The 25,324-nt window shown below is 71.4% G+C and carries 19 protein-coding genes; 8 read left to right on the top strand and 11 right to left on the bottom strand.

Translation table 11 applies throughout. The annotated features are described in order from the left end of the window. Positions 1-110: 110 nt before the first annotated feature. Genes HG543_RS22205 through HG543_RS22195 form a run of 3 tightly spaced genes read right to left on the bottom strand, consistent with a single transcriptional unit; the run spans position 111 to position 3,661 of the window. Positions 111-1,706, bottom strand: coding sequence for an FHA domain-containing protein (locus HG543_RS22205; RefSeq protein WP_169346833.1), 1,596 nt, complete (start codon positions 1,704-1,706; stop codon positions 111-113). Positions 1,707-1,712: 6 nt separating this feature from the next. Further along, entirely contained in the window at positions 1,713-2,642 is a 930-nt protein-coding gene (locus tag HG543_RS22200; protein WP_169346832.1) for a WYL domain-containing transcriptional regulator, read from the bottom strand. Continuing rightward, positions 2,639-3,661, bottom strand: a complete 1,023-nt coding sequence (locus HG543_RS22195; RefSeq protein ID WP_169346831.1) for a helix-turn-helix transcriptional regulator — start codon at positions 3,659-3,661, stop codon at positions 2,639-2,641. Before HG543_RS22195 ends, HG543_RS22200 begins: the two co-directional genes overlap by 4 nt. A gap of 318 nt (positions 3,662-3,979) precedes the next feature. Between HG543_RS22195 and HG543_RS22190 the strand changes: the two genes are divergently transcribed. After that, positions 3,980-4,462 (top strand): hypothetical protein, encoded by a 483-nt coding sequence (locus tag HG543_RS22190; RefSeq protein ID WP_171817865.1) that lies wholly within the window; start codon positions 3,980-3,982, stop codon positions 4,460-4,462. A gap of 36 nt (positions 4,463-4,498) precedes the next feature. Here HG543_RS22190 and proB read toward each other — a convergent pair whose 3' ends face one another. Further along, positions 4,499-5,632: a glutamate 5-kinase gene (proB, locus tag HG543_RS22185; protein ID WP_169346829.1), complete on the bottom strand. Its 1,134-nt coding sequence runs from the start codon at positions 5,630-5,632 to the stop codon at positions 4,499-4,501. Positions 5,633-5,794: 162 nt separating this feature from the next. Between proB and hflX the strand changes: the two genes are divergently transcribed. The 3 genes from hflX to HG543_RS22170 all read left to right on the top strand — a co-directional run bounded on the left by hflX (position 5,795) and on the right by HG543_RS22170 (position 8,429). Beyond that, positions 5,795-7,447, top strand: a complete 1,653-nt coding sequence (gene hflX, locus HG543_RS22180; RefSeq protein WP_169346828.1) for a GTPase HflX — start codon at positions 5,795-5,797, stop codon at positions 7,445-7,447. A 74-nt stretch (positions 7,448-7,521) separates the two neighbouring features. Beyond that, complete coding sequence (locus HG543_RS22175; RefSeq protein WP_169346841.1) at positions 7,522-7,956, top strand: hypothetical protein; 435 nt, start codon at positions 7,522-7,524, stop codon at positions 7,954-7,956. A 47-nt stretch (positions 7,957-8,003) separates the two neighbouring features. Then, entirely contained in the window at positions 8,004-8,429 is a 426-nt protein-coding gene (locus HG543_RS22170; RefSeq protein ID WP_169346827.1) for a hypothetical protein, read from the top strand. A 13-nt stretch (positions 8,430-8,442) separates the two neighbouring features. Here HG543_RS22170 and HG543_RS22165 read toward each other — a convergent pair whose 3' ends face one another. Then, positions 8,443-9,450: an NAD(P)H-dependent glycerol-3-phosphate dehydrogenase gene (locus HG543_RS22165; RefSeq protein ID WP_169346826.1), complete on the bottom strand. Its 1,008-nt coding sequence runs from the start codon at positions 9,448-9,450 to the stop codon at positions 8,443-8,445. A gap of 41 nt (positions 9,451-9,491) precedes the next feature. Continuing rightward, a complete protein-coding gene (locus tag HG543_RS22160) occupies positions 9,492-10,535 on the bottom strand; it encodes a hypothetical protein (RefSeq protein ID WP_246357215.1) in 1,044 nt (347 codons plus the stop codon). Between the two features lie 466 nt (positions 10,536-11,001). Here HG543_RS22160 and HG543_RS22155 point away from each other — a divergent pair, with 466 nt between their 5' ends. Then, a complete protein-coding gene (locus HG543_RS22155; RefSeq protein WP_169346825.1) occupies positions 11,002-11,580 on the top strand; it encodes a hypothetical protein in 579 nt (192 codons plus the stop codon). Positions 11,581-11,654: 74 nt separating this feature from the next. Here HG543_RS22155 and HG543_RS22150 read toward each other — a convergent pair whose 3' ends face one another. Next, on the bottom strand, positions 11,655-13,667 hold the full coding sequence (locus HG543_RS22150) for a c-type cytochrome (protein ID WP_169346824.1): 2,013 nt from the start codon (positions 13,665-13,667) through the stop codon (positions 11,655-11,657). A 258-nt stretch (positions 13,668-13,925) separates the two neighbouring features. Here HG543_RS22150 and HG543_RS22145 point away from each other — a divergent pair, with 258 nt between their 5' ends. Both HG543_RS22145 and HG543_RS22140 read left to right on the top strand, forming a co-directional pair. After that, a complete protein-coding gene (locus HG543_RS22145; protein WP_169346823.1) occupies positions 13,926-15,455 on the top strand; it encodes an ATP-binding protein in 1,530 nt (509 codons plus the stop codon). Beyond that, entirely contained in the window at positions 15,452-16,150 is a 699-nt protein-coding gene (locus HG543_RS22140) for a response regulator transcription factor (protein WP_169346822.1), read from the top strand. The genes HG543_RS22145 and HG543_RS22140 overlap by 4 nt, the downstream gene beginning before the upstream one ends. Position 16,151: 1 nt before the next feature. Here the strand turns inward: HG543_RS22140 and HG543_RS22135 are convergent, their stop codons facing one another. Next, on the bottom strand, positions 16,152-16,850 hold the full coding sequence (locus HG543_RS22135; RefSeq protein ID WP_169346821.1) for a class I SAM-dependent methyltransferase: 699 nt from the start codon (positions 16,848-16,850) through the stop codon (positions 16,152-16,154). 207 nt (positions 16,851-17,057) lie between these two features. Here HG543_RS22135 and HG543_RS22130 point away from each other — a divergent pair, with 207 nt between their 5' ends. Further along, entirely contained in the window at positions 17,058-18,779 is a 1,722-nt protein-coding gene (locus HG543_RS22130; protein WP_169346820.1) for a hypothetical protein, read from the top strand. Between the two features lie 66 nt (positions 18,780-18,845). Here the strand turns inward: HG543_RS22130 and HG543_RS22125 are convergent, their stop codons facing one another. From HG543_RS22125 to HG543_RS22115, 3 genes are all read right to left on the bottom strand, one after another. Next, positions 18,846-21,848, bottom strand: coding sequence for a LamG domain-containing protein (locus tag HG543_RS22125; RefSeq protein WP_169346819.1), 3,003 nt, complete (start codon positions 21,846-21,848; stop codon positions 18,846-18,848). Positions 21,849-22,241: 393 nt separating this feature from the next. Next, the gene (locus tag HG543_RS22120; protein WP_169346818.1) at positions 22,242-22,700 is read right to left on the bottom strand and encodes a hypothetical protein; all 459 of its coding nucleotides are present in this window, start codon (positions 22,698-22,700) and stop codon (positions 22,242-22,244) included. 11 nt (positions 22,701-22,711) lie between these two features. Then, entirely contained in the window at positions 22,712-25,273 is a 2,562-nt protein-coding gene (locus HG543_RS22115) for an amidohydrolase family protein (RefSeq protein WP_343073411.1), read from the bottom strand. Between the last annotated feature and the right edge of the window lie 51 nt (positions 25,274-25,324).

Here is a 25,324-nt window from a genome sequence, read left to right as displayed (position 1 = left end):
AGGCCCCGATGCCTGCACGCCCGACGGCCGGCGACGTCCACCGCTGGACGGAGCAACCCCCCGTCCCGGCGTGCGGCATGTCCGCTGAACGGAGGCGTCCGGGAACTACACTACAGCCCGTACTCGGAGCGCTTGTTCTCCGCGCGCGTGGCGCACGGCTGGTCGTACTCGGGGAAGTACTCCTTCAGGTGGTCCAGCGTGGCGGAGGCGGCCCGGTAGTTGCCCTGGTTGTAGTAGCCCTCCACCTCCAGCAGCAGCTTGGCGCAGGTGCGGTCCAGCTCCTGCTGTGCCGCCTTCATGCGCTCCTGCGCGTCGAAGTAGAGGTCCGGCTTGGGCTCCGGGTGGGCCTCCAGCATCAGCCACGCCTCGCGGAAGCCCTTCCACGCCTCGTAGCGGTTGCGCGCGCCGACATCCGGCCGTCCGAAGTTCGTCTGTCCGCGCTTGAAGGACTCACGCGCCTGGCGCTCCAGCTCCTCGGGCGCCAGTTCCGGCAGCAGCGCCCGCTCCACCCACACGTTCCAGATGCGCCACTCGTCCTCGCCCGGCGGGTTCTTCACGTTGTCGAAGATGATGCGGTTGGGCTCGCCCCTCTTGAGGTTCTGGGCCGGAATCATCAGCTCCAGCGCGCGGTCCTGGCTGGCCAGCGTGTCCGCGGGCACCTTGCCCACGTCCACGCCGTTGACGCTCACCACCACCTCGTCCTTGGAGATGCCCTGCGCCTGGTAGTGGAGGATGACCACCGCGCGCGAGGCGGCGGTGTACTCCCACTGGAAGATCTTCATGTCCGGGCGCTCCCACGTCACGCCCTCGCCCAGGCCGAACGAGTCCCGGATGGGGTTGGTGGCGAGCATCGCGGGCTCCTCGCCGGTGGGCCGCTTCTCGCCCTCGCTCAGCACCAGCCAGTACAGCAGGGCGAAGAGGGCAAGCACCATCGCCGCGCCGCCGCCGATGATGCCGCTGCGCACGCCGGAGCTGGCGTCCGCCCAGAAGAGCTTCGCGCTGGCGACGAGGCCGGGAGACTCGCGGCGGATGCGGGCGCGCTCGGCCGCGGACAGGCCCCCGCCCGCCGGCTGCGGGCCGCTGGCGCGGGGCCGCGACGGCACGGAGGAGGAGGGCGCGGGCCGCTGCGGCCGCGCGGGAGGCGCCGACGGGGCCGCGCGCTCGATGGGGGCCGCCTTGGCCGCGGGCGCGCGCGAGCCGCCGCCCTGCGAGGGGGCCGCGGGCCGCAGCGACCTCAGGTTGTGGCGGGTGGCGCCCTGGCGCAGCTCCTCCAGTTCCTCCTCGTCCGCCCCTTCCGGGGCCAGCGCCACGCCCTTGTTGCGCTGCCGCTTCAGGGCGTCCACGGAGACGATGCGGGTGCTGTTGGCCGCCTCCTGCTCCGCGCCGGCGGGCATCTCCTCCTCGCCCGTGGAGGCCTCCAGCAGGGCGAAGACGAACGTCACCGGACCGAGCGTCAGCTTGTCGCCGTCCTCCAGCGCCTGCGTGGACACGGGCGTGCCGTTGACGAGCGTGCCGTTGGCGCTGCCCTGGTCCTCGACGGACCAGGTCTCACCGTCGAGGAAGATGCGGCAGTGCTTGCGGGACACGCCCGGGTCGAACAGGGCGACATCGCAGTCCGTCGACCGGCCGATGAGGACGGAGTCCTGGTCGAAGACGAACTCCTTGCCGGCTTCTCTACCCTCGGAGATCGTCAGCTGGAAAGGCATGGGGGGCTACAATCCTACCGAGGCCCGCGCCGCCCGGGCAACGGCGGCCCGCGCGCTTTCGGGCTCCACCACCTGCGCCTCGCCTCCGAAGGACAGCACCCACTGGGTGAGCCAGCGCTCGCTGTCGCCGGCCACCAGCACCTCGACGCCCCCATCCGCGAGCGGACGGGCGTCCCGGCCGAAGCGCTCCTTCACGTACGGTGCGGCCACCGGCGTGAAGCGCACCCGCACGGACACCTCGGTGCGGCTTCGGGCCGGGTTGGGCACGTCCGCGCGCGCGTCCGGCGGCGGGAGGAAGGGCGTGTCGGTGACGGTGATGTCCTCCATGCGGTCCAGCCGGAACAGGCGCGCGTCCTGGCGCATGTGGTCGAACCCCTGGAGGTACCACTGGCCGCGGTGGCTGAGCAGCTCGTACGGGCGCACGCGCCGGGGCTCGGGCGGGCCGCCCGGCCGGGCGTAGGCGAACGTCACCTCCAGCCGCTCGATGATGGCGCGGGTGAGGGGCGCCAGGGCCTGCGGGGCCTCCGTGGAGGCGTCGATCTTCCGGTACATCTCCCGGTAGCGCTCGCGGGTGGACGGCGGGAGGATGCGCTCCAGCTTCTGGAGGGCGCTCTGCAGCGCGTCGCCGGCGGCCGGGCGCAGAAGCTCCGCCGAGGCGGCCAGGGCCGCGGCCTCGCCCGCCGTCAGCCGGGGCGGCGCGAACAGGCGCTGGTCCAGGTCCACGTAGACGCGGTCGTTGTCCACGTAGATGTCGATGTAGTCGTCCGGGTTGAAGGGCGGACGGCCCACGCACGTGAGCAGGTCCAGCTCCTCCAGCAGGTCCTCGCGGCTCATGTTGAGGGCCTTGGCGAGCGCCTCCACCGTGACGCCGGGGTGCTTGGAGACGTAGGGGACGAGGAACAGCAGGCGGCGGAGCCGCTCGTGGACGTTGCTCATGCGCTCACCTTCTCGTGCGCTTCCGCGTGGCGCTCCAGGATGCGCGTCGCCATCTCCTTCACCCGCGCCTGGGCGCTCTCCGGCCCCTCCACGCGGCAGTCCGGCCCGAGCTGGAGGCAGAAGCGCACCAGCCCGTCCAGGAACGTCACCTTCATGCGGGCGCGCACCCCGCCCTCCTCCACCGGCTCCAGCGTGGCGCCGGGCAGCAGGCTGGCGGCGCGCGAGGCCAGCGCGCCCGACAGGCGCAGCACCACCTCCACCGGCTCGTGGAAGCGGTGCTGCCACGGGAAGTACGCCACGTGCGAGTCCAGCGAGAAGTCCGCCGGCACCTGGAAGTCCGGCGTGCGCGGGCGCGCGGTGTTCACCTTCAGCTCGCGGATGCGGTGCACGTGGAAGGTGCGCAGGCCGCCGCGCAGGTGGCAGTGGCCCACCAGCGTCCAGACGCCGCGGCGCAGCGCCAGGCCGTACGGGTCCACCTTCCGGTGCGTGGTGGTGGGGTGCTTGGGGCTGGCATAGGTGATCTCCACCCACTTGCGCGCGGCGCACGCGTCCCACAGCTGCTCCAGGCGGGCGGAGACCTCCTTCTCCTCGCCCTCCTGCACGGCGCCCAGCTCCATGCGCACGCGCGGCGTGGGCAGCGACTCGCCGGCGAAGAAGCCAATCTTGCGCAGCGCGTGCGCCAGGTCGTCGCGGCCGGGGAAGGCGCCGGAGGCCAGCGCGGCGGAGCCGGCGGCGTACAGCACGGCCAGCTCCTCCTTGGTGAGGTCCGCTTCCGGCAGGTAGTACGCGTCGCGGTCGACGATGTAGCCGTCGCGGCGCTCGTCGTCGCCCTGCACGTAGGTGAGCGGGAAGCCCAGCTCCACCAGCTCCGCCTTGTCACGCTCGAACTTGCGCTCGGCGGCGTCGTCGGAGCCTCCGTAATCGGCGGGGAAGTGCTCGCGCAGCTCGGCCCAGGAGATGGGCTCGCGCGCGTCGAGCAGGAGGGCCACGAGGTCGAGGATGCGTTCGGTGCGTTCCATTCGGGAAGGTCGGCGACGATGCCGGGCGGGCCCCGGGGGGTCAAGGCGGCGTGGGACGTGTCGATGGGAAACAGGCGGCGCGCCCTCCCACGTCCGCGATCCGATATCCGGACCCGACTGAACAGACAAGCAGGTAATCGCCTGTGTGTCCGTATCTCTCCGGGTTGGTAACAAAACGACATACCCAGGGGGCTCGCACTCGGGGCGCGACTGGAGTATTCCTAGCACGTCTAGATGAGTGAGAAGCGTCGGTGGCGGGCAATGTCCCGCCGGGTGCCAGGCGGCCGACCTGGCAAGGGCGCTTCGAAGGGACTCACCATGAGCCGCACCTCCCTCGTCCGAAACATGGTTGCCGGGCTGGCGCTGCTCGTGGGGCTGTCCTCCGCCATGACGCCCGCCGCCGCCAGGGCGGAGCCCCGGGCGGAGCCGCTCTACTTCGCGGTGGAGGTGCGCCGCGAGGGCCGCATCGTGGCGCAGCCCAAGCTGCTGGGCGAGACGGGCCGCACCCTGCGCGCCGAGCGCCGCCGGCCGGGCGCGCCTCTTCCGGACTACCGGCTGATCCTCACGCCGAAGGCCTCGGGCGACTCGTACCTCCTCCAGCTCGACCTGCTGCTCCCGGAAGCCGAGGGGCACTCCGAGCTGGCCCTGCTCCACGGGCAGCAGCGCAAGCTGCAGCTCGGCCGGGTTCCCGGTGAGCTGGAGGTGTCGCTGCTCCTGATGAAGGTGGACTCGCCGGAGTTCCGCGCGCTGATGCAGCTCAGCGAGGACACGGGCCAGGGCTCCACGACGTCGTCTATCTAGGCCGGCTGCGAGGCGGCGCCCCTGCCCCGCGGGCCCCTACAGCACCGCGAGGTCGTCGCGGTGCACCGCCTCGTCCAGGTAGCGGTAGCCCAGCACCGCCTCGATGTCCGCCGTGCGCCGGCCGGCGATGCGCCGCAACTCCGCGGCCTCGTAGGTGGCGAGCCCCCGGGCGAACACGGCGCCGGACTCGTCCGCGAGGTCCACCGGGTCGCCCCGGCCGAAGTCGCCCTCCACGCCGCGCACGCCGCTGGGCAGCAGGCTGCGCTTGCCGGTGACGATGGCCTCGCGCGCGCCCGCGTCCACGGTGAGCTTCCCCCGGGGGCGCAAGGCATGGGCAATCCACGCGGCGCGGGCGCTGCGGCGGTTGCCGGTGGGCTCGAAGAGGGTGCCCACGCGCTCGCCCTCCAGCACGGCGCGCAGGCGGCCGGGCACGGCGCCGGAGGTAATCACGCAGCGGATGCCGGACTCGGTGGCCCGCGCGGCGGCCCGCACCTTGGTGGCCATGCCGCCGGTGCCCACGCCGCTGGTGGTGCCGCCGGCCAGCGCCAGCACCTCGGGCGTCACCCGCTCCACCGCCAGCATCAGCTCGGCGGTTTCATCCCGGCGCGGGTCGCCGGTGTAGAGGCCCTCCACGTCCGACAGGAGGACGAGCGCCTCGGCCTCCACCACGCCCGCCACCAGCCCGGCCAGCGTGTCGTTGTCGCCGAACTTCAGCTCGTCCACGGACACCGTGTCGTTCTCGTTGATGACGGGCACCACGCCCGCGGCCAGCAGCCGCTCCAGCGCGTGCTTCACGTTGAGGTAGCGTCGCCGGTCCTGCACGTCCTCGTGGGTGAGGAGCACCTGCGCCACCGCCCGTCCCGCGCCGCTGAAGGTCTCCTCATAGGCCTGCATCAGCCGACTCTGCCCCACCGCCGCGCACGCCTGCTTGCCGGGAATGTCCTTGGGACGCCCCGGCAGGCCCAGGCGCTCCACCCCCAGGGCGATGGCGCCGCTGGACACCACCACCAATTCGCGCCCCTGGGCGGCCCACAACAAATCCCGGCCCAGCGCATCGAAGTGGGTGCGGTTGAAACGCCCGGTGGCGTTCGTCAGCGCGTTGGTGCCGATTTTCACCACCACGCGACGGGCGGCGCGCAGGGCGGTGCGGCCAGCGGAAATCGAACTCACGGTCATCAGAGTAGGTCAGAAACGGAAAGAGAGTGCGTCCACGGAGTGTTTCCACCTGTCACGGTCTTCGGAACGGGCCGGGACATGAGACCCACCGGACGGGTGGCCATATAGAGTTCCGGTACGCGTGGGGGCCAGGCGGGCTCCACCAGGAGAGACGGTTTGAAGGAAATCTACGGCAACACCCTGGGCCTGAAGTCGAGCGAGCAGCACCGGCTGCGCAACACCTACCGTCGGCGGGTGTCGCCGCACGAAATCGTGTCGCCCGAGCTCGCCCGCCACCTCACCGAGCTGTCGCGTGAGACGAACCGGCAGGTGGGTGTGCTCATCAACCGCAAGGGCGACATCGAGCACGTGGTGGTGGGCAACGCGCACAAGCTGGAGCTGCCGGACATCGGCCGCGCCCGCGCGGGCCAGATTCGTCTGCGTGGCCTGCGGCTCGTCCACACCCACCTCAAGAGCGAGCCCCTGACGAAGGACGACCTGACGGACCTCGCGCTGCTGCGCCTGGACTGCGTGGCCGCCGTCGGCGTGGGCGATGAGGGCCTGCCCGGCGTGCTCCACTTCGCGCACCTCGTGCCGGAGAACGGCACCGGGGAGTTCTGGCAGGTCAGCACCCTGCCCTCGGTGCACGTCGAGCAGCCGGACCTGATGGCCACGCTGGACGCGCTGGAGGAGGAGTTCAACCGCAAGGCGGCCGCGCGCAAGGTCGGAGGCCGGGAGAAGGCCATCCTCGTGGCGGTGTGCCTCAACGGCGACCGTGGCCAGGCGGAGGCCAGCCTCGCGGAGCTGAAGGAGCTGGCGCGCACCGCGGGCGTGGAGGTCATCGACAGCGTGCTGCAGGTGCGCCGAGAGGCGGACCCGCGCTACCTCATCGGGCGCGGCAAGCTGGAGGACCTCAACCTGCGCTCCATGCAGTCCATGGTGGACCTGCTCATCTTCGACAAGGACCTCACCCCGTCGCAGGGGCGCCACATCGGCGAGGCCACCAGCCTCAAGGTGCTGGACCGCTCGCAGCTCATCCTCGACATCTTCGCGCAGCGCGCGCAGAGCGCCGAGGGCAAGCTCCAGGTGGAGCTGGCGCAGCTGAAGTACCGGCTGCCCCGGCTGGTGCAGAGCGATGACTCGCTCAGCCGGCTCGCCGGTGGCATCGGCGGGCGCGGCCCCGGTGAGACGAAGCTGGAAATCGACCGTCGCCGGGTGCGCGAGCGGATTACCCACCTGGAGAAGCGCATCGACGCCATCAGCCGCGAGCGCAGCGTGCGGCGGGCGCAGCGCAACCGGCGCGAGCTGCCGGTCATCTCCATCGTCGGGTACACCAACGCGGGCAAGTCCACGCTCCTCAACGCCATCACCAACGCCGAGGTGCTGGCGGAGAACAAGCTGTTCGCCACGCTGGACCCCACCAGCCGGCGGCTGCGCTTCCCGCAGGAGCGGGAGGTCATCATCACCGACACGGTGGGCTTCATCCGGGATTTGCCCAAGGACCTGGTGGCGGCCTTCCGCGCCACGCTGGAGGAGCTGTACGACGCCAGCCTGCTCCTGCACGTCGTCGACGCGGCGGACCCCGCGCGCGACGAGCAGGTGGAGGCGGTGGAGAACATCCTCGAGTCGCTGGGGCTGATGGAGAAGCCGCGCCTGATGGTGTGGAACAAGGCGGACAAGATGGCGCCCGAGGACGTGGAGGCGCTGTTGCGCAGCCGCGGCGGCGTGGCCATCAGCGCCTCGACGCGCGAGGGCCTCGCCTCGCTGCTGGCCAAGGCGGACACCACGCTGTTCGCCGAGGGCGCCACGGAAGCCATTGGCGCGGTGTAGTCCCCCGCTCTTCGACGCCTTGCCGGCCCCGTTGCCGGCAAGGCGTTGCTTTTCCTAGAGTCCGCACCGTGGCGATGACTTCCCTCCAGACGTTGCTGACGAGCGGGCTCCTGGCGCAGGCGCCGAACTACCAGAAGCCCGTGTCGTCGGTGTCCCCCGGTTACATTGAGCTGCTGGAGCAGAACAGCCACATCATCTACCCGGCGGTGGCGGTGCTGACGCTCCTCCTCATCGCCGCGGGCATCCTCCAGGCCTGGAGGACGCAGGACCTGGACGGCCTGCAGAAGAACGAGTTCAAGCGCGCCATCGTCAACGAGCTGCGCCGCAACATCAGCGGCATGCCCGGCGACATGGTGGCGAAGGCCGTGGGGCTGGACCGGCTCAAGACGAACCGCCTGCTGGAGCAGATGCAGCAGGAGGGCCTCGTGGTGAGCCACACCAACTCCCAGCGGCTCACCGTGTGGCGCGTGCGCGGCGCGCTGCCGGACCCGAGCGTGCGGCGGTACTGAGCGCGGCTCCAGCAGGGCGCGCGCGGCGCCCCGGGAGGCGGAGTCCCATGGACATCCACGTGGTTTCCATCTTCGAGAAGCCCATGTGGCTCGACATGCTCTTCAACCTGGTCCTGGCCCTGGGGCTGCCGCTGCTGGTGCTCTGGCTGCGTTCGCCCGCGCGCAACGCCCGGGACGTCGTGGGCCCGGACACCGGCGCGCCCGCGGGGCGCTTCCGGCGGACGCTCGAGTTCACGGCGTGGGCCCTCCCCGCGGGCGCCGTGCTCGGTCTGCTGGGGCTCGCCGCCTGGGTGGTGGTGGACGCGCAGGTCCACCAGCTCGACCTCTTCAGCGGCCGGGACCTGGCGGACCCGCACTGGGCCTGGATGGTGGTGCCCAACGCGGTGGTGGTGGGCGGCATCCTCTTCTGGATGCGCGCCACCGGCCGTCGCGCTGCTTCCCGGGACGTGCTCGGCCTCCTCGCGCGGAGCTGACGTCCCCGCGCCTTCAGCCGCCCGCCAGCTCCGACTTCGGCTGGCGCGTCATCAGGTCCACCACGGCGCTCTTCGCGCTCTTGCCCTCGTAGGCAATCAGGTAGACCTGATGGCAGATGGGCAGCTCCACGCCCGTCTTGATTTCGAGGTCGCGGGCGCTGCGAGCCGTCTTCACGCCCTCGGCCACTTCCTTCATCTCCGCGAGGATGTCCGGCAGCTTGCGGCCCTTGCCCAGCTCCATGCCCACGTGCCGGTTGCGGCTCAGCTCGCCCGTGCACGTCAGCACCAGGTCGCCCATGCCGGACAGGCCGGAGAGCGTCAGCGGGTTGGCGCCCTTGCGCACCGCCAGGCGCGTAATCTCCGCCAGCCCGCGGGTGATGATGGCCGCGCGCGCGTTGTGGCCCATGCCCAGGCCGTCCGCCATGCCCGCGGCGATGGCGATGACGTTCTTCAGCGCGCCGCCGTACTGCACGCCCACCACGTCCGTGGACGTGTAGCTGCGGAACGTCTCCGTCTGCAGCGCCTTCTGGCAGCGCACCGCCACCTTGTCCCAGTGGGAGGCAATCGTCACCACCGTGGGCATGCGCCGCGCCAGCTCCTTGGCGAAGCTGGGCCCGGACAGCACCGCGATGTACGGGTGGAACTCCTCCGGGAGGCAGTCCTCCAGGAGCTCCGTCATCGTCAGCAGCGTCTCGTTCTCGATGCCCTTGGCCACCGTGACGAGGGGCACGTGGCGCGGCAGGTACGGCTTCGCCCTGGCCATCACCTCGCGCGTGGCATGGCTGGGCGTGGCCAGCACCACCAGCTCCGCCCCGGCGAGCGCCTCCTCGAGGCTCGTCGTGGCGCGCACGCGCTCGGAGATGGGGATGCCCTTCAGGTAGGTGATGTTCTCGTGGCGGGTGTTGATGGCCTCCACCACGGTGGGCTCGCGGCCCCACAGCCGGACCTCCTCGCAGTTCACCGCGAGGACGTTCGCCAGGGCCGTACCGAAGGAGCCGGAGCCGATGACACAGCCACGCATGCAGGACCTCGCTGGAAGGTGGGGCGCGCTCGGAGCGCCGCTTAGAGACCGGTGACGATGCCGACGGAGAAGACGGGCATGAAGTCCGCGTCCTCGGGGCGGGTCCGCACATCCCCGCCCAGTGTCAAAGAGTAGGACGTTTTCTCGCTCAGGGGCATCTCCGCGCCCACTCGCAACGGAAAGGCGCTGCCCGTCACCACGGAGGGCGGCAGTCCGCCCAGCGGCGTGCGCTGGATGGGCTCCGTGTCGAACGAGAGGTGATAGCGCGCGTCGAAGAAGAGGCGCGCCGCGCGAGGCCCTCTCAGCTGGAGGTTGCCGACGATGCCGGGCTGCACGTTCCAGTTGCGCCGGCCGCTGAGATATCGCGCGCCCTTGTCCTCCACGCTCGCCGGCCGGAGGAAGAAGGCATGGCCCCCCTCCACCACGAGCCCCAGGCTCCAGCGCGGGCCGCCATCCAGCACCATCCACCGCCCGCCCACGCGCAGCTCCGTCATCATCCCGTAGAGGCTGTCCACGCCCACCAGTGCGTCCACCCGGGGCAGCACGCCCACGGCCGCGCGCGCGGACAGCAGGGGGAAGCCCAGGGAGAAGCCCGCCGCGAAGCCACCCGGCCCCACCGTGCGCGCGCCCAGCAGGCTCACCCGGTTGGGCACCGGAGGCGGCCCCTCGGGCTTGCGCGGAGCGCGCGCGGTCGGGGGGCGGCGCGGTGGCACGTCGTCCACCGGAACCAGGGGCGGTACCTCCGGCAGCCGGGGCAGCGCGGCGGCGTCCTGCCCCTCCGGTACCGCCGTGGCGCCGGGGAAGGACTCCCAGGAGGTGTCGTCCGGAGTGCTGTTGCGACGGGGCGCCTCCACCTCGGCGGGCTCCCCCCCGAGCTTCTCCGAAGGGCTGCCGGGCCCGGGGGCTTCTTCCACCTCACCGGGCGCCCGCCAGGACTCATCCGGAGTGCTGTTGCCCCGAGGCGTCACGCCCTGGCGGGGCCCCTGCCACGACTCGTCCGGCGTGCTGTCGCGCCGGGGCGTCTCCGCCTTGCCGGCTCCCTGCCAGGACTCGTCCGGAGGGCTGCTCTGCTGGAGCGCCACCACGCCACGAGTCCCCGGCCAGGAGGCGGCCGGAGTCCCAGCACTCCCGGGCGTCTCGGACCGGTTGGCGTGCTGCCCGGACCGGGCGGGAGCGCCGGGCCCGCGGAGTGCCGCCTCCGTTCCGGCCCCCTGCCAGGATGCACCCGGGGCACGTTCAGGCGGGAAGGCCGCTCCCCTCCCCTCCACCGGAGCGGTGCCTCGCGAGGCGGGCGCTTCGGACGGCCGCGCCAGCGCGGGCACGCCGGGGACGAGGAGGAGCACGGAGAGGAGGCGCACGGGGACCATGGAAGCGGGCGGCAGCTTAGTCCACGCCGTCCGGGGACACGAGGGAAGCCCGCCTCCTCCCCGGCCCGGCGGGGGAGGGAGCCCGTCCGGAAGCGAGCACCCGCGCGGGGAAACGTGGCCGCGCGGGGCGTCCGCCGGTCTACCATCCGCGCCGCGCCACGGTGCGCCAGGGAGAGACCACGGGATGAGGGCAGGAGGGCGCGCGGCACTGATACTGGCACTGGCCCTGGGCGGGTGCCGCGCTCGCACGACGGACTCCACGGGAACCACGGCCGACGCGGGCACCGCCGCACGTCCGCGCCCCGGCGACCTGCCACTGCCGGGCTGCGACGTGCTGATGCCCGCGGACATGCGCGAGCTGACGCTGCCCGGCTTCTCGATACGGGAGGAGCGCGCGTGCCCCACGTGCGGGCCGCTGTGCGCGCTCCGCTCGGAGACGGAGAAGGACGTCACCGTCTCCGTGACGTGGGACTGCAACAGCCGCTACTCGCGGACGGACGTGCGCGCGCTGCTGGCCCCCTCCCTGCGCGCCGGGGGCCTCGAGGTGCCCGCGCTGGGCCGCGCCGCCGTCCGCCGCGCTCCCGCGCAGGGCATGTTGCAGGTGATGACGTGGGACGACGACACGCCCTGCGCGCTCATCGTCACCTGGCTGGGCGGAGACCCGGAGCGGGCCCTCGACGTCGCGCGCTCCGCCCTCTCCACCACCACGCCCGCCGCGCTCGCCATGCCGCCACCTCCCGCCGAGGACGCCGGCCTGCCCTGAACGCACGAAGGGCCGCCCCCGCGTGTCGCGCGAGGCGGCCCCGTGTCCTGGCAACCCTCTCGGGCCTCCGCGCGCTACAGCGTGCGCAGGTACTCCACCAGGTCGTCGATTTCGGCCTCCGTCAGCTGTGACGTGGCGCCGTGCGCGTTGGACTGGCGGCCCTGGATGAAGCGGGCCTTCAGCGACGTGGCGCTGCCGTCATGCAGGTAGGGCGCCGTGCGGGCCAGGCCCAGCAGCGACGGCGTGTTGAGCCCCACCTTGCGCACGTTCGCGTCGTCCTGGATGGGGCCGGTGGTGATGAAGGTGCCGACGTCGGCCTGCTTGTTGTTGGTGAGCGTCTCGCCCTCGTGGCAGCCGTCGCACGCGGCCTTCTTGAAGACCTGGGCGCCGCGCGCCTGGGCCCCGGTGAGCGCCTCGCGCTTGTAGGGGTTGTCCGGCGTGGGGATGACGTCGATGAAGGCGGACAGCTGCGACACCATGACGGTGTCCAGCGCCGAGCCGCCCATGCGCTTGCGCACCGTGGCGTCGAGGAAGTCGCGCATCGTGGGGAACTCGCCGCTCCAGTGGAACGGGCCCGTCTTCGTCACCTGCCGGCCCGCGAGGCTGGGCGTCTGGCGCGGGCCGTCCGGGAAGCCCCACACGTGGCCGTCATCCCGGCCGTCCAGGTGGCACGACGCGCAGGACGCGCCCACGTTGGTGCTCGTCATGCGCGTGTCCAGCGCGGAGTAGAAGAGCTTGCGCCCCGCCACCGCCTGGGGCTCCAGCACGTCCGCGACGAGCTTCAGCGGCGCGCCCTCCGCGCGTACGTTGGCCACCGCGCCCGAGCCGTCGCTCACCAGCGTCGTCACCGTGTGGTCGAACGCGTTGTGCACGTACGCCTTGCGGCCGTCGCGGCGGATGGCGATGCCGCTGGGGCCGGAGCCCACGCGCACCAGCTGGCGCACGCTGCTGCCGTTGAAGTTCACGATGTCCGAGCCGGAGCGGCGGTCCGTGGGGATGACGGCCACGTTGTCCGTCTCGCGGTTCACCACGAAAATCCACAGGCCGGACGGGTCCACCACCGCCGCCACCGGGCCCTGGATGGCGTGCGTGGCCTCCGGGCTGACGATGGTGGACGGCGGGAAGTCCGGAATCTGCTCCGGCGGCGGACGGCACTGGTCCAGGTCGTCCACCAGCGGCGTCCCCTCCTCCGTGTCGAACGCGAGCAGGCCCGGCGCCACCACGCCGCCCGTGCTGCACGGGATTCCCCCGCCGCCGTACAGCGCGCCGTCACCCGACGACGGCACGTTGGGGTCCGTCGGCCCGCCGAGCGGGTCCTCGCGCGCCCACAGCACCGGCGCGAAGGCGCGCTCGCCGTTGGGCGTCACCACCACGTCCGCCATGCCCCGGGGCCGGAAGGAGATGCCCGTGGCCACCTGCGGCAGGGGCGCCACGTCGCCCTCGGCCGCGTTCCGGACGTTGGCGCGCGAGTACACGTCCGTGCCCTCCCGCCGCACGCGCGGCCGGCCCGAGTCCGACAGGTCCACCGTCACCAGGTCACTGTGGCGGAACAGGCTGATGAGCGCGCGCTTGCCGCCGTCCACCAGCGCGATGCCGCGCGGCTCCTCGCCCACCGGCAATTCCCAGCGGACCGTCAACGAGCGCGTGTCCACCGCCATCAGCGTGCCGTGCTCGGTGCTGTCCAGCGCGGTGCTGTTCACCACGTACAGCGTGCCGCCGTCCGGGGACACCGCCAGCCCCATGGGCTCCACGCCCACGGGGATGCGCGCCGACTCCGTCCAGTCACCCCGGCGGATGACGGACACGCTGCGCTCGGCGCGGTTGGACACGTAGATGGTGTCGTCCGGGCCCACCACCACGCGCTCCGGCCCGCGGCCGACCTTCACCTCGCCCACCTCTTCCCCGCGCGCGGTGTCCACCACCGACAGGACGCCGGTGTCGGCGTCCACCGCGTACAGGAAGGCGTCATCGCGGCTGAGCGCCACCGAGCCCGATGCGTTGGACCACGTCGCCTCCGCCTGGCGGTCCTCACACCCCGCCAGCCCCAGCGCCGAAGTCAGCACCGCGGCCAGTACGTGCCGTCTCATGGAATGTCCTCCTCGCGCGTCCCGGCCCCACCCCTGCCTGCCCATGCCGGATTCCGGGACACCTGCGTCTCATTGTAGGGGAACTGGCGGCCGGCCCTGGACGCTCGCCTCCCCCGCGGACCCACATGCTTGCATCAGAAGGCCCCTGAAGTCGACGGCTTCCACACCCGGAGTCCGGGTGGCGGACAGTCCTCCGGCATCGTCCGGTGTGAAACGCCACGAGCATGTGGCTCCGGGTGGGAGTAAAGGAGAGGGGCCGTGGCGCGCTCACCCCCCGTCATCCTCAACTTCCGGCGCACGTTCGCCCTGCTCATCGTCCTGGTGGTGGTGCCCTCCGCCGGCCTGTCCGGCTTCGGCGTTGTGGCCATCATCAACGAGCGCGCGGCGGTGGAGAAGCGGCTGGAGTCCGCCTGGCGCGGCACCCTGGAGTCGCTGTCCTCGGAGCTGCCCCAGGCGCTGGATTCCGCGCGTCTGGAGGAGGAGGCGGGCAGCCTGCGCCTGGTGCTGTCGGACGGACGGACGGTGTCCGAGCCGGACGGCACCTTCCACGTGGAGGGCGGGCGCGTGCACACCAGCGACCCCCAGCTCCAGGAGGCGCTCACGGCCGTATTGCCCGAGGCCGGCGCGCTGCCCACCAAGCCCACCGTGTTCTCCCTGGCCACCGGCAGCCGCGCGCTGCTGGTGGCCGCCGAGCGGCGGGGCAACGAGGTGCGTGGCGTGCGGCTGTCGGTCCGGGCACTGGAGCAGCTCGTGGCGGAGTGGGTGGATCCACGCGCCGTGTCCGGAGAGCCGGTGCTCTTCTCCCTGCAGGGCATCCCCCGGGAGGTCAACGAGGGCGGGCTGATGGGCAAGCTGGTGTCGGAGGTGGCGCAGGCCCGCGCCAGCGCGCTGGGCCCGGTGGGGCTGGCCGAGCGCGTGCTGTCCCCGCCCCTGCAGGACTTCCGGCTGGTGGTGCTGCCCACCGGCGAGGACCCGGTGGCGCGCGCCTCCACGCGCAACCGCGTGCTGTACGGCGTGCTGCTGGGCCTGTTCTACCTGACGCTCACCTTCGGTGTCGTCTACACGGGCCGCGCCCTCTACCGCGAGGCGCAGCTGTCCCGCATGAAGACGGACTTCGTGTCGCTGGTGAGCCACGAGCTGCGCACGCCGCTCACCTCCATCCGCATGTTCATCGAGACGCTCGCCCTGGGGCGGCTGAAGGACCCGGCGCAGATGCAGGAGGTGCTCACCCTGCTGACGCGCGAGACGGAGCGCCTGTCCATCTTCATCGAGCGGGTGCTGGACTGGGCGCGCATCGAGGGCGGACGCAAGGTGTACCAGCTCGCGCCGCTGCCCGTGTCGGAGGTGGTGGAGGCGGCGGTGGCGGCCTTCCGCGCCCAGCGCCTGGAGGGCGGCGTGGACCTGAAGGTGGAGGTGGCGGACGGGCTGCCGACGCTGGACGTGGACAAGGACGCCGTCGCCGGGGCCCTGCTCAACCTGCTCCAGAATGCCTACAAGTACAGCGGGCCCGAGGACCGGCGCATCACCCTCACCGCGCGAAGGGGCGGCAAGTTCGTGGACCTGTCGGTGGAGGACAATGGCGTGGGCATCGCGCCCAAGGAGCGCAAGCGCATCTTCGAGCGCTTCTATCGCGTGGATAACCTGCTGACACGGCGGACGGAGGGCAGTGGGTTGGGGCTGGCCATTGCCCGTCGCATCGTGGAGGCTCACGGCGGACGCATCGGCGTGCACAGCGAGCCCGGCAGGGGCAGCAGGTTCACCATCCACCTGCCGGTGGGGAAGGCATGACGGAGACGACGCGGCGCATCCTGGTGGTGGAGGACGACCTGTCCATCCTCACCGGCCTGTCCATGAACCTGCGCTTCGAGGGCTACGAGGTGCTCCAGGCCCAGGATGGACGCACCGGGCTGGCGCGCGCGCTGGACGACGCGCCGGACCTGGTGGTGCTGGACATCATGTTGCCGGAGCTCAACGGCTACGAGCTCCTCAAGGAGCTGCGCCAGCGCGGCCGGGACACGCCCGTGGTGGTGCTGTCCGCCAAGGGCATGGAGCGGGACAAGATTGTCGGCCTCGACCTGGGCGCGGACGACTACGTGGTGAAGCCGTTCGGCCTCCAGGAATTGCTGGCGCGCATCAAGGCCGTGCTGCGCCGGCGCTACCCCGGCGTGGCCGGGACGACGCCGCCGCCGGTGACGTTCGGCGACGTGAGCGTGGACATGGCGGCGCGCACCGTGTCGCGAGACGGCAAGCCGGTGGAGCTGACGGCGCAGGAGTTCAAGCTCCTGGCGCACTTCCTCGCGCACCCGGGGCGCACCTTCACCCGCGAGGAATTGCTGTCCGGCGCGTGGGGCTACCACTACGAGGGCAGCGCGCGCACCGTGGACAACTTCATGCGCCAGCTGCGGCTGAAGTTCGAGCCGGACCCGGAGGAGCCCCGCCACTTCCTCACCGTGCGCGGGCTGGGCTACCGCTTCGAGCGCTGACTCAGGGCGCGGCGACGCCGATGTGGCGCGAGTCCTCCAAATCGAAGGGCTTGCCGTCGAAGCGGCCGTAGCGCTCGCGCGGCACGAGGCCCGCGGCGGTGAGGGCCGCGTCCAGCTCCTCCGGGGAGAAGTGCCGCAGCTTGAGGCGGCGGATGGGGCTGGGGCTTCCGGGGCGCTTGCGCTCGCGCAGGTGGAGGGCGAACAGCGGGCGGCGCGGCTCCAGCCCGGCGCCGGGCTCCTCGTCGTCGCGCGGGAGCACCGGCTCGCGGGGCGTGTTGAGCACGTCGTAGACGAAGGTGCCCCCCGGCGCGAGGTGGTACTTCACCGTGGCGAGGAAGGCCTCCAGGTCGTCATTGCCGGGCATCAGCCCCAGCGCGTGCTGCGGGGCCAGCACCAGCGGGAAGCGGTCCGGCAGCCGCAGCGCGCGCGGGTCCGCCACCTGGAAGCGGGCCCGGTTGGACACCTCCGCGGACTCCGTCGCGCGGCGCTCCTCGGCGGAGCGGATCATCACCTCGGACGGGTCCACGCCCACGGTGGTGAAGCCGTGCTCGGCCAGCGACCACACCACGCGCCCATTGGCGGCGCCCAGCACCAGCACCGGCTGGCCGTGCTCGCTCGCCTGACGTGTGTAGAAGAGGAGGTCCGGCTCCTGTCCCACCAGTGAAAGCGGCGTCCGGCCTCGCGCGTCGTTTCCACCCATTCTGGAAGGACCTAGCACGATTCCGGGCCTGTCCGGGACTCCCACGTGCACAGGGTGGGAACGGAGTTTCCCACGCCCTGTCCGGGAGCGGACGCTGACACCCCTCCTCCGGACAGGAAGGGCTGGCACCGGCTTTGCCAAGGAGGGGCGTGGACGGGACGGCCCGGCTGGGGGCGTCCCAGGGTTTCTTCGGGTGGGGTGGTGGCAATGACGCGCGGATGGCGTTGGGCGGGCGCGCTCCTGATGGCGGGCGCGATGTGGACGGCGGCGGGCTGTGGTTCCGAGAGCACCGGCGATGCGAAGCAGGACACTCCGGGGCTGGATGCCCCGACGCCTCCGGAGGAGCGGCCGGAGGACCCTCCGGTGAATCCGGAGCCGCGACCGGACGGCGGCACGGTGGACCCGGAGCCCGACTCGGGCACGCCCGACGCTGGACCGGGCACGCCCGACGGCGGCGAGGACCCGGTTCCGGACGCGGGCACGCCAGACTCCGGCACGCCCGACTCCGGCACGCCCGACTCCGGCACCCCTGACGCGGGGGTCGTCGAGCTGAAGTATGACCTGCCGGCGTCCTCCTCCACCTGGGAGTTCTACGGCCGCGCGCAGGGCGGCCCGCGGTTCGTCTACGGCGTCACCGCCGACGAGGGCGGCAACGTCTGGGTGGCCGGCGGCGAGGAGGGCCTCTTCCTCATGAAGAAGGGGGAGAAGACCTTCCGGCGCTTCACCATGGCCGACGGGCTGCGCCCGTATGGCTACATGCCGGATGGCAGCGAGCCTCCCGGAGCCAAGTACCTCAAGGTCATCTCGGTGGCGGGCGCCTGGGACGGCACCGTCTTCGTGGGCTACGCGGGCAAGGACCCGGCGCCGGGCATGCCTGGCTGCGAGGACGAGTGGGCCGACGCCCATCAGAGGAGGCGCCAGCCCATCGCCGAGGTCTACAAGAGCGGCGACGCCGACCGGGTGAGCCTGCGCGCGGACGGCACCCTCGACGTGGTGCACTACGACATCTCGTCGGGCCCGAACGTCGTCGGGGACGAGCCCGAGGGCCGCGAGAAGCTCTGCAACATCTGGCGCATCGTGTACCACAAGCACCCGGAGAAGCCCGAGCGCAGCAGCGTCTGGTTCGGCGCCAACCACGGCTTCGCCCGCGGTGACGCCCACTTCAAGGGCGCTCCCAGGTGCAACGGTCAGCTCGCGTGCTCGGGCGTGGAGGAGCACAGCCACCCGGGCTTCAACGCGTATGTCTATTCCCACAAGAAGGAGGACGAGGCGCGGTACGGCAAGGACTACAGCAAGTACCGGGTGAAGGGCGCGCTGCTGACCGACGCGTACTGGGGGCTTGCCCTCATGCCCAATGGCGACGTCTGGGTGGGTGGCGCCAACCGCTCGACGCGGTACTTCTATGGCACCACCAACGGTGACTTCTGGGAGTGCCAGACGCGCACCGAGCATCCGGACTACGCCTGGAACCGCATCGACATCTGGAAGGACGCAGTGGGCGAGGGCGGCCGGTACTCGCGCCCCGAGGAGCGCACGGAAGACCTGGTCTCCGGCATGGCCGTGGTGGGGGACACCGTCTGGGTGGGCTCCTTCGGCAATGGCCTCGCCCAGCTCAATGACCGTGGCGAGGTCCTCCGCACGCTGAGGAACGAGCTGGCGGCCCCGCACGTCGCCAGCGTGGCCGCGGACCCGCTGGATGGCAGCGTCTGGACGGGCACCGCCTGGGGCGGCGGCCTCAGCCGCGTGAGGAGCGCCGTGGACCGCTACGGGTACGCCACCTTCGGGCGGGAGCTGGCGTCCATGCCCGTGCCGGACATCCAGGTGGACCGCACGGGCGCGAAGCGCCGCATGCTGGTGGCCTTCCAGGGCACCACCCAGAAGGACGGCACGGTGGTGCCCGGCGCGATTGGTATCTACTCGGGTGACTGACCCCACCCGGGTGGCCTGAAGGCACGGCGGCCGTCCCTCTCACCGGGGACGGCCGCCGTCTTTTCATCAGCGAGTGCAGTTGCCGGTGGACACGCAGGGGTCGAGCACCTTGAGGCGGCTCCACACCGTCGTCGTCCAGTTGATGTTGTTGTTCAGCTCCTGGAACTTGCCCGTGTAGTTGCCAGCCGGGTCCTTGCTCCAGTCCGGGGTGTTCTGGGCGAACAGGTTCGAGGCGAAGTCGAGCCAGGCGTCGTTCGCCTCCATGGACGTGTACTGGTTGCCGGACTCCGTCTGGAGGGTGAAGTAGAAGTCCGAGCCGGTGTCATTGATGATGGCGCCATACATCTTGAGCGTCCGCAGGATGACCTTCTTCCACGTCGGAATCGGGAGCTGGTCGATCTCCGTGTACGACATGTCGAGCCACAGCCGCGCGCCCATGGGCGGAGCGTCGTCGTTGGAGAGGGGAATCTTGAGCGCCGAGCAGGCCCGCCCCGAGTTCTCCGGCCGCGCGGGATAGACGGACCTGGCGCTGGTGCAGTTCACGGACACGGAGAGGGCATGGTCGATGTACGAGTTGTTCTCGACGGCGGCCTTCAGCTCCTCGATGCGGATGCGCCCCGCCAGGTTGCCCACCTTGGCGGCATTGCCCTCGCCATTGCCCAGGGCCCGGCCGTCGCCCGTCATCGCCATCGTGTAGCCGGCCCAGGAGACCTGGATGTCCCCGCCGCCCGCGGGCAGCGGGTTCGTCACCACCTCGAAGAGGTCGTACTCGATGCCGGAGACCTGGTCGATGAAGGTCAGGTGCCGGTCCGCGTTCGCCGAGCCGTCATTGCCCTGGATGCGAGCGCCGGCGGGCGCCCTTCCGGGCATGTTGCCGACGCTGCACTGGCTGGTCGCCGTGTTCCAACCGCAGCGGATGTTATAGGTCGGGTCGGTGCTCGTGCCGTAGTACGTAGGCCACCCGGAGAGGCCGTCGGCCGGAATCCACAGGTTGGAGATTTGATTGTTCTTGGAGAGGTCTCCCAGCAGCCGCTCGATGATTTTGGGGGAGTTGGCCATCAGCGGCGGGTTTTCGAAGACGGCCATGTTGAACGGCGAGGTCGGGCCGTAGGGCCGCCAGGTGGCCGGAGGGAACTGCCCGCGCGTGCAAGGCGTGTTTCCGCACGGGTAGGGAGGCAGCTGGTCGAAGAAGGCGGTCACCGCGTAGCCACGGTACGTGTCCACCTTGGCGACCGAGATGGAGCTGGCGGCAGGGTCGATGGACCCACTCCAGCCCGCGTTCTTCCAGCCCGGGGCCGGTGACGCCACCAGGGTCAGCGCATCTCCCCAGGGCACCGTGATGTCACACGTGCTCGTGCAGGAGAACCCGTTGGGCCCGGTGACGGTGCCCTGCCCGTCCACCTTGACCTCGATGGTGGTGGGCGGCATCTGCAGACCGCCGAACTCCGCCCTCACCTCCCCGTCGCCGGTCGCGGTGAAGGTGCACGTCGGATTGGAGCCGTTGCAGAGGCCGCTGCCGGACCAGCTCGCGAACGTCCAGCCGTCGCCCTCGCGCCCGTGGGCGACGAGGGTGATGGCCGTCCCCACGGGCGCGATGATGGCGTGGGTGTAGGGCCCGGGGAACCGCGGGAGCCGCGGGCATTCCGGAGTGCAGTCCACCCAGCCCTTGTCCCCGTTCCAGAAGATGTCCAGGGTGACGGTGGCGACGTCCAGGTTCGCGGTGATGCTCTTGTTCTCGTTGGCCACCACCCTGCAGCCGCTCTCTCCCAGGCAGTCGCCCGTGAAGCCCGTGAAGATGGACGAGGCGGAAGCGGGCCTCGCCTCCAGGGGAAGGACGGTGCCCTTGGGAACCCGCATGTCACAGCTTCCCGTGCAGGAGATGCCACGCGCCGCCACGGTGCCGGAGCCCTGGCCCGCGAAGGGGACGCTGACGGTGGTGACGGCATCCACCGCGAAGTTCGAGTACTTCACCCCCGCGTTGTAGTTCTCCAGGCCGGCGCCGCCCGCGGTCAGCCGGCTGGAGGAGGTGTCGTCGTAAGAGAGCCGCTGGACGCCGTTGAGCCACACCGCGAGGCGCACCGGGTTCGAGCCCGTCACCACGAGCTTCAGGTTGTAGGAGGTGCCGGCGACGATGGACTCCGTCGTGTTCGCCAGCGGCGTCCACTCCCAGCCGTTGCGCCGGTAGAGCCGGACGAAGCCAGTCGTGTCGAGCTGCGCGGCATACAGGTCCTTGTCGAAGGCGCTCGCGTCGCTGCTGCGCGCGACGAGCCCGGAGGTGCGAGCGCCCGCGGGGACGATGATGTCCGCGGAGACGACGTAGTCATTCGTGCCGAGCGCCGGGACGACGCGCGCCCAGTTCCCATTGACGGGCGGCGTGCCCGAGATGGCGGAGGTGCCGTCCGTGGTGAACGCCCCATAGACGGTCTGCCAGCTCGCCCCGAGTCCCGTCGTCCGGTCGAAGGCGTCCGAGAACAGGTGGGACGCCGCGCTGACGACCTGGACGTTGCGGAACTTGACGCCAGCGTCATGGGCCTCGATGCCAGGGATTCCCGCCAGCAGCCGGCTGGCCGAGGTGTCGGCATGGACGAGCTTCCGCTTGCCATCCAGCCACACCTCCAGTTGGACGGAGGAGGCGCCGGTGACGACGAGCTTCAGGTTGTAGGAGGTGCCCGCGACGACGGTGACGGGGGTGCTCGCCAGCGGCGTCCAGGTGGAGGCATTGCGCCGGTACAGCCTCAGCGAGCCCGCGGTGTCGAGCTGCGCGGCGTACAGGTCCCTGTCGAAGGCGCCCGCGGTGCTGCTCCGCGCCACGACGCCGGACTGGTGCGAGCCCGTGGGGACGATGATGTCCGCGGAGACGGCGTAGTCATTCGTCCCCAGCGCCGGGACGATGCTGGCCCAGTTGCCCTGGCTCGGCGGCGTTCCGGAGACGGCATGGGTGCCGTCCGTGGTGAACGAGCCGAAGTCCACCCGCCACTTCGAGCCCAGGCCGGACGTGCGGTTGAAGGTGTCCGAGAGCAACACGTCCTGCGCGCTCGCGACGACGGGGACGAGCAACAGGAGGGTCAATGCGAGGAGTTGAGTGAAACCAGGATATCGAGAGTGATTGACCTCCGCGTTGGAGTTTTGCGATGCCGGCGATCTTGGGTTGCAGTCAGTGGGATGATTCGACTTATCAAACAGCACAATGCACCTCGGGGGCAGGCCTTACGGCGCGCCGAACCTGTGCACAGGGAAAAAACATGCAACTGTCTGGGAAGGATTTTTCCCAATCCGAGGGCGCTTCGTCGCTCAGGCGTCATTCAATTGCATCGACCTCGGCGCCTTTTCCCGAAAAAAATGGGAGGAAAAACCAGACTTCGCGCCACGCTCCGTATGCAGGGGCGGAGCCTCGGGCCGCGGATGGCGCGACCCGGCGAGCCCATGAAAGGAGCAGGTCATGAAGCCAGCGACGCGTGCGGCCTACTTCGCCGGGAGCGCGGAAAGACTCGGCCCGCCGCGTTCCTCCTCCAGGAGGTGCTGGCGTCCGCGGACCCACTGGGGCGCCTGACGCAGGAACTGCCGGAAGCCCGAGGCCCGCAGCGCCACGCTGCCTTCATTGGCGACCAACGTCCAACGCCAGGTGCTCATGGAGGCACCGGGAAGGCGTTGCTCGTCCTCACGCCGGAGCTCCTGGAGCGTCAGGACTCCGGTGGGAGAAGACAGATGGACCTGAAGCTCCCCGGCGTTCTCGAAGACGAGCGTCGCGGGCGCCACGCGGAAGTCGAGCGCGGACGCGCCCGGCCCCGGTGCGAGCCACTCCACGATGAAGTCCAGGTCCAGCCGCACCTCGAACCGCTCCGGCACGGCGCCCACCGCGTATACGTGGACGTCGTGCCAGCTCAGCTCGTGGAAGTCCGCTTCGGTCCACTCCGTCTTCATGGACCCCGAGTCTACTTCGCCAGCGCCTTGTACTTCTGGAACAGGGCCTGCTGGCGGCTGGTGAGGGGCACCTGCTTCCCACCCAGCCACATGCCCACGGGCCGGGAGGCGGACTCCAGCGGGTCGCCGTTCCACAGCACCAGGTCCGCCGGAGCGCCCTGGGCGATGCGGCCCTCCTCCAGGCCGAACGCCGCCGCGACGTCACCCGTCACCGCGCGAAGCGCCTGCGTGTGCGGCAGGCCCCACGCCACCGCGTTGCCGGCCTCCTGCGCGAGCGTTCGCACCATGGAGGGCTCGCCCAGCACGGAGATGAGCACCCGCACCCCGGCCGCGTGCAGCAGCGCCGCCGAGTCACCACGGCTGTTCAGCCGGTCGAAGTCCGCCGGCAGGTTGCGCGTGGGCTGGAGGATGACGGGCACCTTCGCCGCCGCCAGCTCCGGCGCCGTCATCCACGCCTCGGCGCCCCCGGCGATGACGAGCTTCAGCCCGTACTCCTTCGCCAGCCGCAGCGCCGCGCGGATGTCCGACACGCGCTCGGCCCGCACCACCACCGGCAGCCGTCCCGCCAGCACCGGCTGCAGGGCCTCCAGGTCCAACCGGCTCGCGGACAGGTTGCGCATCCGGCGCTGCTCGAAGTCCGCCTTGCGCCGGCCGTACTCGCGCGCGTCGAAGAGCAGCTCGCGCACGCGCTCCAGCACCAGCGCTCGCGAGCCGGACACCGCGTCCCGGCCGGAGATGCCCAGGTTGAGGTGCATGGCGAGAGTTCCCTGGCGCACGCCGCCGTCCGTCGTCACGAACGCGCTCTGACCGGAGATGAGCCCGCCCCTCGGCACGGACACCGCGCCGGTGACGCCGCCCAGCCGCGCCACGGGGAACACCACCGACGCCGGGTTGATGCTGTCCGCCGCCAGCAGCGCCGCGCGCACGTCCTGCTTCGCCGCGTCGCCTCGCGGCGCGTCGTCCTGCGTGGACTCCTCCGCCCCCACCTCCACCAGCCCCAGCTCCGTCAGCGGGTCGATGAGGCCCGGGGTCAGCAGCCTCCCCTTCCCTTCCACCACCGCGCAGCCCGCGGCCGGCGCTCCCGCAACGCCCCGCTGCACGCCGCCCACCCGGCCGTCGCGCACCACCACCGTGGCGTCCTTCACCCACTCGGTGCCGGTGAAGGCCGTGACGCCCTGGAACACCGTGCACGCCGCCTCCTTCGCCAGCGGCAGCGGCTCCGCGCACGCGCGGTCCTTCGTCACGTCGCAGCGCGCGGTGAGGCCCAGCTCTTCCAGTGACGGAGCGGGAGCGGGGCCCGCCACCAGCCGCGCGGCGTTGGCGGCGCTGTCGCCCACCTCGAAGTCGCTCGGGTCCACCGGGCCGGTGGCCGCGTCATAGGTGACGACGCCGTCCGCCCAGACGCGCTGCGCCCGCGCGTAGACGCTCAGCGGGTGGCCCTTCCACAGCACCACGTCCGCCATCTTCCCGGGCTCCAGCGAGCCGGTGACGTCTTCCACGCCCATCATCCACGCGGGGTTGAGCGTCACCCAGCGCAGGGCCTCCTCCTCGGTGATGAGGATGCCGGACTCGCGCGCCCGCCACATCGCCTTGCCGGCCTCCTGGTTGAGCCGCTGGATGCCGTACTCGGAATCGGAGTGGATGACGGCCTTGCCGCCCGCCTGGGAGATGAGCGCGGCGTTCTCGGGGATGCCGTCCCACGCCTCCAGCTTGAAGCCCCACCAGTCCGCCCACGTGGCCACGCCCACGTTCTTCTCCGCGAGGCGGTCGCGCAGCTTGTAGGCCTCCAGCGCGTGGTGGAAGGCGCGAATCTGGTAGCCCGCCTCGTCGGCGACCTCGAGCATCACCGCCATCTCGTCGGCGCGGTAGCAGTGGTTCTGCACCAGGATGTTGCCGCGCAGCACCTCGGCCAGCGTCTCCAGCTTCAAGTCACGCAGCGGCTCGGGGCCGACCTCGTCCGGCTTCTTGTCCTTCTTCTTGCGCCAGTCGTCCCACTTGTTCATGTACTCGCGCGCCTGCGCGAAGGCCTGCCGGTAGCCGGCCACGTTGCCCATGCGGGTGGCGGGCGCGGTCTTCTTGCCCTCGCCGTAGACGCGCCGGGGGTTCTCACCGCAGGCCATCTTCAGGACGTCCCTGGCTCCCGGGAAGCGCATCTCCGCCGCCGAGCGGCCGAAGTGCAGCTTCGCCGGGTAGCCGCGCCCGCCCACCAGGTTGGCACTGCCCGGGAGCACCAGCAGGGAGGTGATGCCGCCGGCCGCCGCGCGCCGCAGGCCCGGGTCCTGGGGCCAGAAGGCGTGCTGGGCGGAGACCTCGGCCGTCACCGGCGCGGTGGCCTCGTTGCCGTCGTTGTTGGAGAAGCTGGACGGCGACGCGTACACGCCCAGGTGGCTGTGCGCGTCGATGATACCGGGCGTGACGTACAGGCCGGTGCCGTCCACCTCCTCGGCGCCGGGGGGCGTGGCCACGTCCGCGTTACGACCCACCGCGGCAATCTTCCCGTCCACGAAGGCGACCGCGCCGTCCTCGATGGTGGGGCCGGTGGCGGGCATCACCGTGGCGTGACGGACCACCACCGCGCGTGCTTGCTTCCAGACACGGGCAGGCGCAGGCGGTGGGGTGGGTGG

It is taken from the genome of Pyxidicoccus fallax (assembly GCF_012933655.1).
GTDB lineage: Bacteria > Myxococcota > Myxococcia > Myxococcales > Myxococcaceae > Myxococcus > Myxococcus fallax.
The sequence above is the reverse complement of the archived record's forward strand: the minus strand, read 5'-3'. Positions and strand labels throughout refer to the sequence as shown.

Excerpts from the sequence above, each read along its gene's own strand:
- HG543_RS22165 (WP_169346826.1), bottom strand. The coding sequence starts at position 9,450 with ATGCGTGGCTGTGTCATCGGCTCCGGCTCCTTCGGTACGGCCCTGGCG.
- HG543_RS22135 (WP_169346821.1), bottom strand. The coding sequence starts at position 16,850 with ATGGGTGGAAACGACGCGCGAGGCCGGACGCCGCTTTCACTGGTGGGA.
- HG543_RS22150 (WP_169346824.1), bottom strand. The coding sequence starts at position 13,667 with ATGAGACGGCACGTACTGGCCGCGGTGCTGACTTCGGCGCTGGGGCTG.
- HG543_RS22205 (WP_169346833.1), bottom strand. The coding sequence starts at position 1,706 with ATGCCTTTCCAGCTGACGATCTCCGAGGGTAGAGAAGCCGGCAAGGAG.
- HG543_RS22190 (WP_171817865.1), top strand. The coding sequence starts at position 3,980 with ATGAGCCGCACCTCCCTCGTCCGAAACATGGTTGCCGGGCTGGCGCTG.
- HG543_RS22175 (WP_169346841.1), top strand. The coding sequence starts at position 7,522 with ATGACTTCCCTCCAGACGTTGCTGACGAGCGGGCTCCTGGCGCAGGCG.
- HG543_RS22120 (WP_169346818.1), bottom strand. The coding sequence starts at position 22,700 with ATGAAGACGGAGTGGACCGAAGCGGACTTCCACGAGCTGAGCTGGCAC.
- HG543_RS22170 (WP_169346827.1), top strand. The coding sequence starts at position 8,004 with ATGGACATCCACGTGGTTTCCATCTTCGAGAAGCCCATGTGGCTCGAC.
- HG543_RS22155 (WP_169346825.1), top strand. The coding sequence starts at position 11,002 with ATGAGGGCAGGAGGGCGCGCGGCACTGATACTGGCACTGGCCCTGGGC.
- HG543_RS22195 (WP_169346831.1), bottom strand. The coding sequence starts at position 3,661 with ATGGAACGCACCGAACGCATCCTCGACCTCGTGGCCCTCCTGCTCGAC.
- HG543_RS22200 (WP_169346832.1), bottom strand. The coding sequence starts at position 2,642 with ATGAGCAACGTCCACGAGCGGCTCCGCCGCCTGCTGTTCCTCGTCCCC.
- HG543_RS22140 (WP_169346822.1), top strand. The coding sequence starts at position 15,452 with ATGACGGAGACGACGCGGCGCATCCTGGTGGTGGAGGACGACCTGTCC.
- HG543_RS22130 (WP_169346820.1), top strand. The coding sequence starts at position 17,058 with ATGACGCGCGGATGGCGTTGGGCGGGCGCGCTCCTGATGGCGGGCGCG.